The following is a 14,992-nucleotide window of genomic DNA, read 5'->3' as shown; positions in this document are numbered from 1 at the left end:
TGAAACCATCATCCCGATGGATCAGAGGCCGATGATGCACTAACAATCAACTTGGACCAGTCAGATGAGGCTGCTCAGCGCGACCAAATATTTGTCGTCAAATATCAAGCATAAGCTCTAGACGTCGTATAAATCAGTCTTTCCAAATCGGATGGCCCTACTCAGGCGCTATGTTGTGATTAATCCTGAACAGATTTTTTGGATCATAGCTGCCCTTTATTTTCGAAAGCTTCCCGCTGTTTAGGCCGTACGCACCAGCCATATGTTCCGCTTCGTCTTCGGGCATAAAGTTTACATACGCGCTACCGGTCGCATGAGGCCGCATCTGATCATAAAGTCCCCGCGCCCACGCAATGCACTCACTATCCTTGCTCGGGTCTTCCCAACGTGTGTGAACATTCATTATGAAGTGCGCTGATCGTTGCGGATAAGCTGTTGAGTCGGGTTCAATACGCGCCATTGCGCCACCTACGTGCGCAATAAAAACTTCGCAAGCAGGGTCGGGAAGGCTGGAAACCGCCTCGAGAAGACCAGTGATTACTTCCGACGAAAGCGCGTCGAAATCATGGCTTTTCCAATAGTTCCGAGCGCCCGGTGTAAGCAAAGGGTCGAATGCTGCTTGCCAGTCTACAAACTTGTGAGGTGAGATGACGTCGGCAATCGGTTCTCCTAGCGCGCGCAAACCCGACATGGCTTTTTCACCATCGCCTATAGGACCACTGTAGCAAGCCGCAAAAATCAGCACCTCTCTCCCATGCCACTCTTCTGGTAGGAACGGGAGAGGAGGAGCTTTTCGCATCACGCTCCAGACGGTCAGCTCATCGGGTGAATCATCTGCAATGGCTGCGAATTCTGCAAGCAGCTCTGGCGCCTTTTCGATCGGGTGAACGATCAGGCCGGACAGAACATCGGGCCCAAGATCATGCAACTGGAACTCGAATGAGGTCACGACGCCGAAATTGCCGCCTCCACCGCGGATGGCCCAGAAAAGTTCCGGATGGCTTGTGGGCGAGGCGGTGACAATCGTCCCATCTGCCGTCACAACTTCTGCCGACAGAAGATTGTCGATCGTCATTCCGAATTTCCGCGTCGTCCACCCAAAGCCGCCACCAAGAGTCAGGCCAGCGATTCCAGTTGTCGAATTGATGCCGACAGGGACAGCAAGCCCATGAGCCTGAGTTTCGCGATCTACATCGCCAAGCAATGCACCCGGTGCAACCCTAGAAGTCTTGTTGACAGGGTCTACGTGTACCGATTGCATCTGGGACAGATCGAGTAATACCGTCTCGTCTGCAACAGCGTGACCTGCAATTTGATGCCCACCTGATCGGATTGACATTATGAGGCTGGCGTCTCTAACAAAGTTTACAGCTTTCTGTACGTCGCTCGCCCCCATCGCGCGGATCACGAACCCAGGGTGACGTTCGAACATGCTGTTCCATGTTGTTCTTGCGCCTTCATATTCCGGAGTGCCCTGTAAGTAGACGCCGCCGCGAAGCGAGGAATTAAGCGCATCCAAAGCGTCTTGACTCACAGTTGCCGTGATTCCGTCGAGTGTTTTTATGTCGTACATGCATAGGCCTCCCTGTTTTCAGGTCAGGCTTCTTGCGCGGCTGCCTCATGTAGTTGTGACTTCCGATGCGTTGTCCCGCAGATAAATCGCCTCGGATTAGGTTTTTGAACTGCGAATATTCAGGCGAAAATTCCGGGATCTATCTGATCCACGGGTGTAATGACATCGGCTGGGATGTTAAGGCGCTCGGCCGCCTTTCTAAGACTTTCCTCGTCGGGGGCCTCATACAGGCAGTATGTTTTGCGCTTGTCTGCGCTGAGGAACGAGAAAATCCACTCGACCCCGACTTCGTCATTGATCTCTTTGATGTGAATTTTGTCGTCGTCGCTGACGTTCAACTGCTCGGCAAAATTTCTCTCTATTATGTACCTTGGCATAATGCTCCCCCAAGCATGTAAATGACTTTAAACAGCTACTCCCTCGAGCTTTGACTTAAGGGAAACCATACTAAATTGCTGTGAAATTGCCAACGCTTCCCCTTCCAGTTGAAACGCTAGTTCCAAATCTTTCGTGCGGCCCCTTTGCCTTAGCGCGGAAGCATACGCTGCCTTGCTGTGCGCAATCCACGGTGGGCACTTCATGCGCGTGTCTATTTCGATGGCCTTTTGGAACATCTTCTCTGCCGCGTCCCAGTTTTTCAGCACCGCTGCCAGATTGCCCAGACGTCTTGCAGCCGCCCCGGCGCAAACTGTTGTTGCCCCAGCGGTGATCGTCAGCTCTTCGTATGGGGTCAGCATGTCATAGAGGGTCTCAGCATGTCCCAGATGCTCGACTGCGACACAAATGTCAGCAAGATAAGACAAAGTAGTTGAAAACATAGCATCAAGCGGAAGATCGAAGCCATTCTCTGCCATTTCATTCAGTATGCGTTCAGCTGGTTCCTTGTATCCCAACTCGGCGGCAATAAGGCCAAATCCTGGTTTCCAAGAAATGTCTTCCGGGCTATCCGTCATCAGCTTCTTGATCACCGGTGCAACTTCGTGCAGCCGGTTTTGTTCGCGGCGGATGGTAAACATCTGAACACCGTAGACGCCCTCAACATGTTCTCCGTGTGTCTGACGACCGATTTTCACGGCTTCGTTGGCATGCATCTCTGCCTGCTCAAAATCGCCATCCATAATTGCAACCATGGCGCGTGCGTGTTTCTGTACCCAGTAGAGTTGCAGATGGTTGTCCTTTTCCGAAATCTCCGTCAGCAGATCGAGTGAATGATCCATCAAGTCGCGGTCGGCCATTTCGGCCCCGACAAAAAGACTAAGTGTCCGGTCCCGACCCTGATCAATACTCCCTAGGTTTTCGGCCGCTCGATGCATCGCATCAAGGTTTTCACGCCAATGACGTACCTCTCTTCCTTTGCGCGCGACGAATGGCGCCCCAAAATGCATCATCATCACCGAGAATTGGGATTTATAGTCCCCCAGTTTCGCGGCCAGTTCCATTGATTGCTGACCATAGCGTGCGCCTTCAGAAAACTGACCGACAAACATATATGCCCGTGCAAGTTGGCTCATCAATCTGCACTGCCGTACTTCGTCATCGTCGGGAAGGTCGTTCAGAGCTCTATCACAAAGCTCTATGGCTTCGCCGTGTCTCTTACTCGACATCATACAGGAGTCCGCAAAATGGTTCGCTGCATCAGCGGCGAGCGCCACATCGTGTATTCCACGGGCGGCATCCGAGGCTTCTTTCAAGGCCGCTATCCCCTCCGGCAACTGACCCAGGCTGTCATGGCTGCGACCAATAAGGATTTTGGCTTTGATCGTTTCGACACCGTTATCAGATCCAAGATTTTCGGCCGCTTTGAGTGTTTCCCTGGCGTTGACCATCGCCTCTTGGCTGGCGGATCGCGCCAATGCCATTTCAGTTGCCTTCTGCCATTTGTCGAACGCAGCACGCCATTCTTCGGCCTCTGAAAGATGGCGGGCAACCAACTCGGGCCGCCTATCAATCTCTGCTGACCGCAACTGCATCAAAGCACGGGCCACGTTTGCATGTTGTTGTCTGCGGGTTGAGCCCAGCATGGATTGATAGGCGGTATCCCGAATAAGGGCATGACGGAAAACGAAATACCCTCGATTGTGCCCGCTTTCAAAGATCAAACCCGTTCGAGACAGCTCTTCTATACGAGATTGAATTTCCACACTCGCAAGACCTATTGCGGAAGCCAGCAAGCTAGGCTCGAACTCCCGTCCAATGACGGCTCCTGTTAACGCGACTTGTTTAGCCTCTGGTGAGACCGCGTCAAGACGTGCCATCAGTGTGCCTTTCAAAGAAGCGGGTATGTGGACTTGCCCGTGTTCACCCGCCTCAACAATCGCCCGGGCCAGTTCCTCGACGAACAAAGGCACGCCGTCCGTCTTCTCAATGATTGTGGCAATCAGAGCATCGTCGGGTGCTTTTCCGGTAACATTGCGAACTAGGTTCGAGACATGGGTCGTATCAAACCGACGCAGCTGGAGCGTATGTACGTGCGCTTCTCCGTCATCATGGGCAAGTTCCCAGCCAGGCCTGTGGGTAATCAAAATCATTAAAGGCAGATCTGCGCAAATTGCTTTGAAGCGATCCAAAAGAGCTTGGGTGGAAGGATCAATCCAATGCGCGTCCTCAACACAAAGAATAACAGGACGCGTGCTTGCGCGCACCTGAACCGTGTGGATTAACGTCTGAATCGTGAGGTCACGTTGCTCCTGCGGTGACATATCGAGAACGCTTCGGGCAAGAGCACTGTGAGGCGCAACCAGTGCGGCAAAGACGGGCAGAACTTTTTCCCATTCCAAGCCCTCTCGGCTTTCCAACATTTTTTTGACAAGGTCGAGAATTTGGTCGTCATCAAAATCTGTCCCCACACCGGCATCCTGAGAAATCCGCTGGGCGACAGGGTGGAACGGGCTACTGGTAAGGTAAGGAGAGCAGTTCAGCCTGATAATATCAGCTTCGCTAGTCATTACAGCATTAGCGAGAAACTCTTCTGCCAATCGCGATTTACCGATCCCAGCTTCACCGGCAAGCAGAACAACCTCTCCCTGACTGTTCTGCGCACGCAGCCATGATTGTAAAAGGATACCTTTTTCGTAGTCGCGACCAATCATGACGCTGCCACTTTCGTCCCTGTATGAAGCTCGAAACCGGCTTTCCGCGCTGTGTTCTGATACGACAGACAAAAGGGTCCGTGGTTCTTTGAAACCTTTCAGTTCGGTTTGTCCAAGAGACGTAAACTCAAATAGCCGATGCAAAGTTTCTTCGGTCTCCTCAGAAGATAAAACAACTGAGTTAGGTTCTGCGTGTTCCTGAAGCCGCGCTGCCAGATTGACAATTGGCCCCGTCATGGCTCCTTCTTCGTAGGTGTTTTCACCGATCGTATCGCCAACTACCACTTCCCCACTCGCGATACCTAACCTGGCTGACAAGGGCTCACCGTCAGGTGTTTTTAGCTCTCTGACCCGTCGAACGGCCTCAAGACCAGCCTTTACAGCGCGAACTGCATGATCTTCATAGGCTGTCGGCCAGCCAAAAAACACCAAGAGACCGTCGCCCAAATACTTCGAGACGTAGCCGCCATACCCTCTAACTGCACCTGCAACCGCATTCTGGTAACTCTGCAACAGTTCGCGCATGTCTTCGGGATCAAACCGGTTAGTCAACTCAGTCGAGGCGACGAGATCAGCAAACAAAACTGTTAAGTGACGCCTCTCTGCGAGCGCTAATGAAGCAGGCTTCCTTGCGGATAAGGTCACGCCTTGCGATTCATCCGAAATGGGGACCCGGCCGACTTCGCCTGCATCCGCGTCTACGGCTTGTGGCGGTAGATACCAGTGCTTTTGGCCAGTCAATTCCTGAACCGCTGCCAGGATGATTTTTCGGTGGCCCAGACTAACCCCAAGCTCTTTAAGGTCGTCGTTTGACAGTAATGGTAGTACACGCGCGTCGATATCATGCCGTGCAAAAGCGTCTGAGTATTGTCCCAGTTCGAGATCGTCCAGCCATTTGTCGATTTCAATCGCCATAACGGGATCATGCTGAGATACGAGGCGCTAATCAAGAAAACGCTGTAAACACGGGCTGTTTTTTGGCGGCCAAACGTCTGCATTGCCTTTGAAAGAAATGACGCCTACCTATGCAACTTTTTTCAGAATGCAGAGGTTTTTTGCAGGCAGATCTCCCTCAGCGTGCATTTGCTGCGCTGCCGCGATGGGCAGCTTTGTCCGCATTGCGGTCATTGGCACTGAGCGCAGCGAATGTCTGCTTTCCGCTCACTCGCAAACGCTGCGCCTGCTGCTTGCACTAATCTGAGCTTTGCCGTGGCCCTTGCGCTCCAAGCGTCCACGCCGGCGTACAAAGTTCTACTCGAAATGCAAAGTTATGCCCGAACCTAAACCCAAAATAATTCGCTACCCAATCTCGCTCGTGAACTCCCAAGAGAGGAAACAAAGTCGTTTTTCGAGCCTCACAAATGAACCTATTTGCATAATTTTACACCTGAACGGACCGAAGGCGAAAAGGCAATATAATGCATTTTTTTATGCACTTTCGGGGAGGTTGGGTCTACTCATCTTTCAAACCGCTCGGTGAAGCCGCGCACCCCGCCTGACACAATCGTTCACGACAATCGGGCAAGACACGGGAATATTTTTTTTTGGTGTGATGAAGCACAGATTCCAAGGTCAGCAATGTTCGCCATGGCCGCAAGCCAGATAGCCCATTTCCAAGCCGTTAACACAAGCGCTGTATTAAGGCGATTTGGACAGTGACTCCAAAAATGCAGTTAAGTCTGCAATCTCCTGCTCAGACAAGTTCAACTCCGAAAGAATGGCTTCACCGTCGGCGTGCAACCTTTCTGTATCAATTTCGCTGTAGTGCCTGATCACCGCATCCAAGTCGATCAGGCTGCCGTCATGCATATAAGGCGCGGTTTCGGCCACGCCCCGTAGGCTTGGCGTACGAAAGGTCCCAAAATCTGAGTGGCTCCTGCGGACACTGCGAACCACCCATGCACCTTGCTTTTCTGCATCGTCGCTCCAGTTGCCGTCCAATGTGTAAGCATTTGAAAGCAAAAAGTTCAATCCACCGAACCGCCCGTCGTCGACCTCGGTTTCGCTCAGAAAATATGGAACGCCTGCGTCATGGAACTCATTGTTGGAAAATCTCGGGCCATTGTGGCAAAAAACACAGTTTCCACGCCCTATGAACAGCTGAAGACCTCGCTGGGCAGCTTCGGGGTAGTTCGCAGCGGCTGCTAAATCTTGGTTCTCCAATGCATCGCGAAAATCGTCAAATTGCGTCCGGCCGGTTGCCAATGTTTCCAAGTAAGCGGATAGCGTTTTGGCAGTGTTCACCAGCACAAGTTCTGGATCTTGAATCTGGATGTCGCCAAATATGGCTTCGAAATCATTAATGTAGGTACTTTCCGAGATAGCTGTTTTTAGGCTTTCTTTACTGTGCGCCATCTCTTGTTCTTCGATGATCGGATGCAAGCTGGCTGCCCACAGGCTATCGCTCTTACCGCCCCATCCATACCAGCGGAGACCGGCAAGGTTCCGCAGTGATGGAGTGTTTCGATCTAGCAGAACACGGCTGAGCGCACGCGCATCGGACGTGGTAAATGCCTGTTCAGGGTCATGACACCTTGCGCAAGAAAATGCGCTGTCGGCTGACAACACCGGATCGTTGAACAAGGCCGCTCCTAGCGCAATCGCTCTTGTATCGCTTGAAACCCTGTTGCTTGGGTCCGACTGAAACGAAATTGGCCATGGTCCGAAGGACAGCGTTTGCTGAATTTCGTCATCAGACAACAGGACTTCGGCACGAACGGCCCCCGCTAGGACTACAAACCCCGCCGTCACCAGAACCTTCATTTTAGCACGACATCGGAAGTGTAGGATATCGATCGCCCGCCAAAGTTGGCGTCAACTCGCAGTTCCCACAGCCCCGGCATGTGAAACAGCATGTTACCTGCACGAAACACCCCATCGCCTAATGCGGTAATTTTGGGGGCGTAGTTTAGCCCGTGTTGGTGAGCAGGCATTATTGCATCGACGCGCACCTCACTCACTGCAACATCATCACAGACTGTCAGAAGAATAGAAAACGGTTGGGCCAATGGAATTTCGTCGACAGCCACATGCACCTTAGGTGCGTTTTGAGTTTCCGAGCTCATGCGTTGCCCTCCCGTTTCACAAGCAACGGCCGCGCCCGATGATACTAGAAACCAGACAACCCAGCGGATCATTCTGATGCCAGCAAACGTTCTGCGTTTGCGTATGCGATGTTGTCTGCGATCTGGTCCGGAAGCAAATCCAACCACTCCCGTGAAAAATCAGCATGAGGGCCTACGTAGTACCAACGCTCTGGAGCGAACGTATCCGTACCAACCATAAACCGATCCGGGTGCGCTTCGAACGCAGCCTTCCAATCTGGGTCAACACGGCCCCGCGAGACCATATCAGAGCGAAACGCAAGATCGGCCCAAAGCCTTGGATAGGTGTCCAAGGCATCAGTCACACTGGCCGGGTCGTCAAAGCCAGAGTGGGCCCACAATACCCGAGCTTCGGGCCAGGCCTCAAAAATCAGTTCAACGGCCTCTCGATCGCCGTGGTGATGCAGAATTAGGTTCCGTTCTTTTGCCAGCGAGATCATATGCTGGATGACCGGCGTTTGGATATCATCACCATAAGCGTGAAATTCGCCGATGGCTTTGTATTCGTTCTTCGCCAGATTTTCTTCCAGATAGTCGATTACGGTTTCATCGTGCATCCAGGTGTTGATCTCACCGCGGCGACGATAGGGGCGAAGGGCCGGAACAACGATGTCCGGCGCTGCGGCCAACAGCAATTGGGTACCGTTGTCATCCGAGCTGGAAACCAGTGCTTTGCGCACGCCTGCGTCCCGAAGGATTTTGGCAACTTGTTCGGGAGGAACCAGTTTGACAGCATCATGGCTATAATGAATATGCGCATCGAAGATCGGTCGCTCTTCTGCGATGGCAGTACCACAAAGAAGCGTTGCACCTAAAATTAAGGTATGTTTCAGCACCGCACCACCCTCAATAGCATTCAAACTCTGGCAAGCTTCACATCAAACTTTACGTGCAAGAAAGGTTCAGTGATCTTGCCGGAAAGTTCCATGCCATCGGGGAATTCTGAAGCGGGCCTTTCAACATAGGTCATCACCAGATCATCCCGAACACCAAACACCGTATCCTGATCCAAGTAAGGATCGTCGTCGGGGAAAATCTCGGTAACTAAGGATCGGTGCCCGGGTGCCTTAACGATATAGTGCAGGTGCGACGGTCGCCAAGGATGGCGACCGCAGGCGCGCAGGATGTCCCCGACAGGCCCGTCTGACGGCACGGTGTATTCGACTGGCTTGACGGTCGTGAATGCATACTTACCGTCCTCACCAGTGGTCATCAGACCATGAAAAGAAAAGGTGTCCTGTTCTTCATCCTGGCTTGCATACATTCCATTTGGCGCCGTTTGCCAGATGTCGAGTTCTGCACCGCCAATCGGATTACCCTCGGCATCCCTGATAACGCCCTCGGCCAGCAAAACCGGCCCACCGTAGTGACGCTTCATATCACCACCGAATGGCAGTGGCGGTGCGCCAGAAACGTGAAAAGGCCCAAGAACAGACGAGCTTGTGGCATCTGGAGTTGAATGGAGCATATCCACCAGCGATGACAGTCCCAACACGTCCGAGGCCAAGACAAACTCATGCCTATCTTCGGTTTCCACAGCGGCGCACTCCTCCAGAAATGCAATTCCCGTGCGCCATTCGTCATGCGTCAGGTTGGTTTCACGGGCGAAATCGTGGAGGTGCTTGACCAGAGACCCCATGATTTCACGCATCCGCGGATCAGTATCCTTGGACAGGTATCCCATGAACACATCGGTGATATTGTCTTTGGTGACAGAGCGCATCTTGGCCTCCTTAAATCAGGGCAAGGCTGAGGATCGGGAACTCGATCAGAATGAACAGAACGATTAGCATTACAAAGGCGAAGGGCAGCGCGCCCATAAACACGTCTTTCAGCGAGATGCGGTCGTCATTGATCGTCGATTTGATGACGAAGCAGGATATGCCTAGTGGCGGGGTCAAAAGCCCGATTTCGGCGCCGACCACGGTGATGATACCAAACCAGATCAGCGACATATCCAGCGCTTCGGCCATAGGCAGGAACAACGGGACAACAATCAAAATGATGGATGCGGTATCGAGTAATGTTCCCAAAAACAGCATCAAAAGCACGTAGAGCAGCATGATCGACCAGAAGGACGCCGAATTTCCTGCAAGCAAATCCTGCAACTGGTTGGGAAGCCCGGCCAGTCCCAGCATGCGGCTATAAATTGACGCTGCAGTGATCAGGAACAAGATCGCCGCTGTGATGTGGCCGGTTTCCAGCAACGCGTCCCAAAACGCTTTTGGGGACATAGACCTGCGCAGGACAGCGATGATCAACGCTACAAATGCCCCGGCTGCTCCTGCCTCGACCGCAGTAAGCCAGCCGGTGTAGATCCCGCCAAGAACGATAGTGATGATACACAGTGTTGGTAGCGTTTTGGACGCAATCTCGCGCCCGGACATCCATTCGGTATCTGCCACGATGCGGCCACCGACAAACGCCGGTGTGAATCGGCCCATGGCCCAGATCGCGCCAACATAGGCGATCGCCAACATGATCCCGGGAATGACCCCGGCAAGGAACATGTCCCCTACGGATTGTTCAGCAACAAAGGAGTAGATGATCAGCATCGCGGAAGGCGGGATGATCATGCCAAGGACCGAAGACCCGGCCACCACGCCAACAGCAAAGCGCGGGTTGTAATCCTGCGCCATCATCTGCGGCACCGAGACTTTGGTGAACACGGATGCGGATGCAATGGACGATCCGGTCACTGCGGCAAAGACGGCGTTTGCTCCGACCGTGGCCATTCCAATCCCGCCTTTGACCTTGCGAAACCGCATGGTCATGACTTCGTAAATGTCCCTGCCTAACCCGGCCTTTGAAACGATGAGCCCCATGAAAGTAAACAGCGGGATAGTCGCGAAGCTATACTCCATCGCGCTGTCGCCGACCGCCACTTTCAGCAGGTTCAGCGCTAGTGTGAAGTTGTCCCGCATCAACCAGATCGACACGAACGAGACGACGCCCAAGGCGATGGGAATATAAACACCCGCGTAAATCAGAAAAACAATGGCAACGACCGAGATCAGGCCAATCTCAATCGGCGTCATTCTGCGGCCTCGTCATGTTCTGGGGTGCGAATAAGTTGCGGACGGTCTTGCGCCGTGACGACCTTGAGCAGGAAGATCACGCAGGCAAGCGCAGTACCGCACGCGATGACCAGTTTGACCGGCCACCATGGCAATGTGAAAAGACCGGGCACTCCGAAGTAGTCCTGCGTCTGCCACATGTGTAGGAATTCAGGGAATGTCACATAGGCAATCAATGCCATGAAGATCGCCGAGATGGCATTGATGATGCGCCTCAGGTTGGCTGTCAGGCCCGGGCGACGATGGTGTAGCAGGTTCAGGAACCCGTCCGAGCGTGTTAACCGATCTACTCTGACCACGTCCGCCAACTGCAGAAAGACGATCATCACGACCGAAAACTGCACCATCTCATAAGTGCCACGCAATGGGGCTGAAAACAGGCCACGTGCAATAACGTCGACATTCAGAACAACCACCAACGCCAGGACGACGAGCGTACCCAAAGCGTTGGCGGCGATTGCTAGAAAATTGGCGACCCGCGACAGGCCAGCAACTGCGGTCTTCAGCATGAAAGGCCCCTTTCGTGGATCGCCGGACAGTTATTCGGCCGTCCAGTCACGCACTCCGGTGAAACCGGCGTCTTGAAGCTTGCCAAGGTAGGCGGCCAGCATTTCAGTTCCTTGTTCGCCGTTGTCATTCAGCGTCGCGGCCCATTCCTGCGCGACATTCGGCATGGCGTTTGCCCATGCGGCGCGGTCTTCGTCCGAAACCTCAACGATCGTTCCACCGGCTTCAACGTAAGCATCCCGCGAAGCAGCAGCCCTGTCCATCGCGATACCGGCGACGTGGTCACGGTAGTCGATGGCAATTGCCGCCAACACCTCTTTGACCTCATCCGGCAGGCTTGCCCAATAGTCTGCATTAACCGTGATGGTTTTTGAGTTCACAGCACCCAGATCGGCCTTGAGCATATACGGGGCAACTTCAGCGATCTTGAACGTCTTCGCCGCTTCGGGCCACAGCATTCCACAATCAACCAGACCCGTCTGAAGCATGTTGTAGAAATCGGTCAGCCCACCGCGCACACCTGCCGCATCCTTGATCCCTTCGAGATACCGCAAGTTGAGGCCGGCACCGGCAATCTTGCGACCCTCTAGGTCCGAAACGGAAGCAACCGGTTCCGTGCAGAAAATCTGATAAGTGTCCAAAACAACACCTGTGGCCAGATAGACCTGGTTCTGTGCGGCAAACTCGTTCTGCATCGCCGGGTATTCGCGTGCGATTTCATCTACGGCCTTGGCCACGGCACGGGAATCCGATGCCACAAAGGGTGTCGATCCCGAAATACCCTGGCTGGGCAGCTTCGAGGAATGGAAGATGGTTGTCACGATACCGATGTCACCTAGGCCCAACTGGATCCCTTCCAGAACGCCTTTGGGCTTTACGATTGAACCGCCATAGTTCTCCTGCCAGTTCATCTTGTAGTTGCCGGAGTCGGCCAGTCGCTTGTCCACTTCCGGAATGAAGAAATTGGTGAACTCCTTCACCCATAATGCCCGGTCCGGGTAACCATCGATGACAACGGCAGAAATAGTTTCTTCTGCTGCGGCGGGCAGCGCCATGACGCTTGCCAGAGCAGCTCCGATAAGGCTGCGTTTGGTCCAGATTTTCATTTCTCTCCTCCCAGAAAGTCGGGCCTTTTGTCTTTATTGGTTTGTTTTGACCCAGTTGACGGTCAGGTCCGTGCCTGCCGCTTCAAATAGTTTTGCGATGGCGCAATACTTGGCTGTCTCTTCGCCCACCCGTGTCAGTTCCTCCTGGCTGGCGGGCGTGTCACACTTCACGGTGAGCTCGATTTCCGGAAACGGAACATCGATCTCCTCCTCCATCAGGACACCGCGCCGATCCAGCCTGCATTTCGCGTCGATTGTCACCGCGCCAAGATCAATTCCCAACCGGTGTGCATTCTTGTGCCCGATGACGTTCGTACAGGCGATCAAGGCTGCCATTGCGGTTTCGGTCGGAGACGGGCCAAGATTTGTTCCGCCGCGTTCAACGGGTTCGTCGACAACTACATCAAGATCGCGAATTGGGATCTCGGTACGCGCATGTGTAGGGCATTGAGCTGTCGTTCGGTAAGTCACGACAGGTTTTACTTTCATAGCCACAGCGTCACCTCCTCATGCATAAGTGCAAACCTTTTCGAATGGAAAACGCGGAAGCTTCTGGAACAATCCGGTCTCGTCTGCGTAGCCCAGATTGCAAAGAAAATTGGACTTGAGCGTCGTGCCCGCGAAGAACTCCTCGTCGACGATCTTGTTCGAAAAGCCTGACATGGCGCCAACGTCCAACCCGACAGCCCGGGCCGCAATCATGAAGTACGCGCCCTGCAGAGTGCCGTTTCGAAAGGCCGTGTCCGCTAAGTATTCGGGTTTGTTTTCAAACAAAGGCCGCCGATCTTCGTGCGGGAAAAGAAACGGCAGTTCCTTCCAAAAGTCCAAGTCGTAGGCAATGATCGCCGTGACCGGTGCATCCATCATCTTTGGCACGTTTTTCGGCTTTAGCGACTTGGCAAGCCGTTCTTTGCCTTCAGTGCTTTTCACGAAAATAAAGCGCGCGGGCAACGTGTTCATGCTGGTCGCGCCATTGATCGTGATGTCGTAGATCTCCTCAAGTAGGTCGTCGGAAACAGGCTTGTCGGTCCACGCGTAGTGCGATCTGGATTCGCGCAGGATCAAGGCAATCGCGTCATCCGACAAACGTGGAATCCGTTCGCGCAGGTCGCGATGATCCTGCTGCGCCTTGGCGCGAAGTGCCTCCAGCTCTGCCCCGGTTGGTGCGCTCATGCTGCGGCCACCTTTGACTTGGAGTCCTTTTCGTCGATGATCGGGCTGGCGCAGATTCCGATGCCTTCAATTTCGACTTCGACGGTTTCACCCGGCTTCAGCCAACGTGGATTGGGCTTTTTGGCGTGACCGACACCCGGTGGTGTGCCCAACGCAATCAGGTCTCCGGGCTCCAGAGTGGTGTATTCCGAAATCGTCGCAATGACCTGACGAACGCCCCAGATCATGTTGGCCGTGTTCGAGCTTTGTAGGATTTCATCGCCCACGCGGCTTTCGATCTTCAGACCGGACGCCCCTTCGGGCAGTTCGTCCGGCGTTACGGTGAAAGGACCGATGGCGCCCGTATCATCGAAGTTTTTGCCAGGCGTCCATTGAACGGTTTTGCGCTGATAGTCCCGCAGCGACCCGTCGTTGAACACGGTGTAGCCAAAAACATAGTCCAGTGCGTCCTCTTCCGAGATATGCCGACCTCTTTTTCCAACGATCAGCATAAGCTCGGCTTCGTAGTCTAGCTTCTCAGAACAGGTAGGCCGCACCATGGGCTGCCCCGCCGCCATGATCGAGTTCTTCCCGCGCATGAACAGCGTCGGATACTCCGGGATATCATACCCGCCTTCCTTGATGTGGTCGGTGTAGTTCAATCCCATGCAAATGATCGTTCCGGGAGCGGCAACGGGCAATGCCGGAGTGATGGAAGACACGGGCACACTGTCTGCCGCGTCAATTTTGCTGGCAAGTGAGTCGGCCAGCTCAGGCTTGGCTATCAAACCCATCAAATCCGAACCGACGGCAGGGTCCAAAGCCGTTAAATTCACTGCGTTTTCGCCGTTTACAGCAAAAACCGCTGTGCCTTCCGAGGTTTCTGCCACCAAGTATTTCATTTTCACCATCCATGTCAGTTCGCTTGATTTTTGCCGACTATTTTGCCATATGTCAAATAATATCGATATTTTTGGAGATCCGTGATGGTTGCTTGGGCAGATTATAAATCAGAAGCGAAAAGCCGTGGCGCACTGGCACTGGAGCTTTATGTTGCACTCAGCACACCGACCAAAGCGCCAGAAGACGTAAAAGCATCCCTTCCGGATCACTTGGCGTATCAGGCGGATCTTGAACGCGCGGGAAAGTTGGCTTTTGCCGGGCCTATGTCGGATGAGACCGGTGAGCATATGCAAGGGGTTGGCCTGATCATCTATCGCGCTGACAGTCTTGAAGCCGCGCGGAAGTTGGCCGAGGGCGACCCCATGCACAAAAGCGGGGCGCGCAGCTTTGTACTTCGGCGCTGGATGATAAACGAAGGATCGCTGAACCTTTCAGTTGGTCTATCGACTGGCACGAGCGCCCTCAGTTAAGAGCACTCAAG

Annotated in this window: 14 protein-coding genes; 1 reads left to right on the top strand and 13 read right to left on the bottom strand. The window is 53.5% G+C overall.

Features of this window, described 5'->3' with window-relative positions:
• Positions 1-157 precede the first annotated feature (157 nt).
• The 13 genes from AC2FIB_RS10340 to AC2FIB_RS10280 form a co-directional block, all read right to left on the bottom strand.
• The gene (locus tag AC2FIB_RS10340; protein ID WP_496734540.1) at positions 158-1,573 is read right to left on the bottom strand and encodes an FAD-binding oxidoreductase; all 1,416 of its coding nucleotides are present in this window, start codon (positions 1,571-1,573) and stop codon (positions 158-160) included.
• Between the two features lie 119 nt (positions 1,574-1,692).
• Positions 1,693-1,950: a DUF4242 domain-containing protein gene (locus AC2FIB_RS10335; protein WP_058274660.1), complete on the bottom strand. Its 258-nt coding sequence runs from the start codon at positions 1,948-1,950 to the stop codon at positions 1,693-1,695.
• A 27-nt stretch (positions 1,951-1,977) separates the two neighbouring features.
• Complete coding sequence (locus tag AC2FIB_RS10330) at positions 1,978-5,577, bottom strand: adenylate/guanylate cyclase domain-containing protein (protein WP_496734538.1); 3,600 nt, start codon at positions 5,575-5,577, stop codon at positions 1,978-1,980.
• 723 nt (positions 5,578-6,300) lie between these two features.
• Positions 6,301-7,425, bottom strand: coding sequence for a cytochrome-c peroxidase (locus AC2FIB_RS10325; protein ID WP_496842004.1), 1,125 nt, complete (start codon positions 7,423-7,425; stop codon positions 6,301-6,303).
• Positions 7,422-7,727, bottom strand: a complete 306-nt coding sequence (locus AC2FIB_RS10320; protein WP_496734535.1) for a hypothetical protein — start codon at positions 7,725-7,727, stop codon at positions 7,422-7,424. The genes AC2FIB_RS10325 and AC2FIB_RS10320 overlap by 4 nt, the downstream gene beginning before the upstream one ends.
• Positions 7,728-7,795: 68 nt before the next feature.
• On the bottom strand, positions 7,796-8,602 hold the full coding sequence (locus AC2FIB_RS10315) for an amidohydrolase family protein (RefSeq protein ID WP_496734533.1): 807 nt from the start codon (positions 8,600-8,602) through the stop codon (positions 7,796-7,798).
• A gap of 20 nt (positions 8,603-8,622) precedes the next feature.
• A complete protein-coding gene (locus AC2FIB_RS10310) occupies positions 8,623-9,489 on the bottom strand; it encodes a dioxygenase family protein (protein ID WP_496734531.1) in 867 nt (288 codons plus the stop codon).
• A 10-nt stretch (positions 9,490-9,499) separates the two neighbouring features.
• A complete protein-coding gene (locus AC2FIB_RS10305; protein WP_058273381.1) occupies positions 9,500-10,804 on the bottom strand; it encodes a TRAP transporter large permease in 1,305 nt (434 codons plus the stop codon).
• Positions 10,801-11,352 carry a TRAP transporter small permease subunit gene (locus AC2FIB_RS10300; protein WP_496734530.1) on the bottom strand — a complete coding sequence of 184 codons (552 nt, stop codon included), beginning with the start codon at positions 11,350-11,352 and terminating at the stop codon, positions 10,801-10,803. Before AC2FIB_RS10300 ends, AC2FIB_RS10305 begins: the two co-directional genes overlap by 4 nt.
• 30 nt (positions 11,353-11,382) lie before the next feature.
• Positions 11,383-12,456, bottom strand: a complete 1,074-nt coding sequence (locus AC2FIB_RS10295) for a C4-dicarboxylate TRAP transporter substrate-binding protein (protein WP_496734528.1) — start codon at positions 12,454-12,456, stop codon at positions 11,383-11,385.
• Positions 12,457-12,489: 33 nt separating this feature from the next.
• Positions 12,490-12,945, bottom strand: coding sequence for an OsmC family protein (locus tag AC2FIB_RS10290; RefSeq protein WP_282154307.1), 456 nt, complete (start codon positions 12,943-12,945; stop codon positions 12,490-12,492).
• Positions 12,946-12,963: 18 nt separating this feature from the next.
• The gene (locus AC2FIB_RS10285; protein ID WP_496734527.1) at positions 12,964-13,629 is read right to left on the bottom strand and encodes a malonic semialdehyde reductase; all 666 of its coding nucleotides are present in this window, start codon (positions 13,627-13,629) and stop codon (positions 12,964-12,966) included.
• The gene (locus AC2FIB_RS10280) at positions 13,626-14,510 is read right to left on the bottom strand and encodes a fumarylacetoacetate hydrolase family protein (RefSeq protein WP_496734525.1); all 885 of its coding nucleotides are present in this window, start codon (positions 14,508-14,510) and stop codon (positions 13,626-13,628) included. Before AC2FIB_RS10280 ends, AC2FIB_RS10285 begins: the two co-directional genes overlap by 4 nt.
• A gap of 84 nt (positions 14,511-14,594) precedes the next feature.
• Between AC2FIB_RS10280 and AC2FIB_RS10275 the strand changes: the two genes are divergently transcribed.
• Entirely contained in the window at positions 14,595-14,981 is a 387-nt protein-coding gene (locus AC2FIB_RS10275; protein ID WP_108862230.1) for a YciI family protein, read from the top strand.
• Positions 14,982-14,992: the final 11 nt, after the last annotated feature.

The organism is Ruegeria sp. YTSA072 (genome assembly GCF_059610285.1).
The sequence above is the reverse complement of the archived record's forward strand: the minus strand, read 5'-3'. Positions and strand labels throughout refer to the sequence as shown.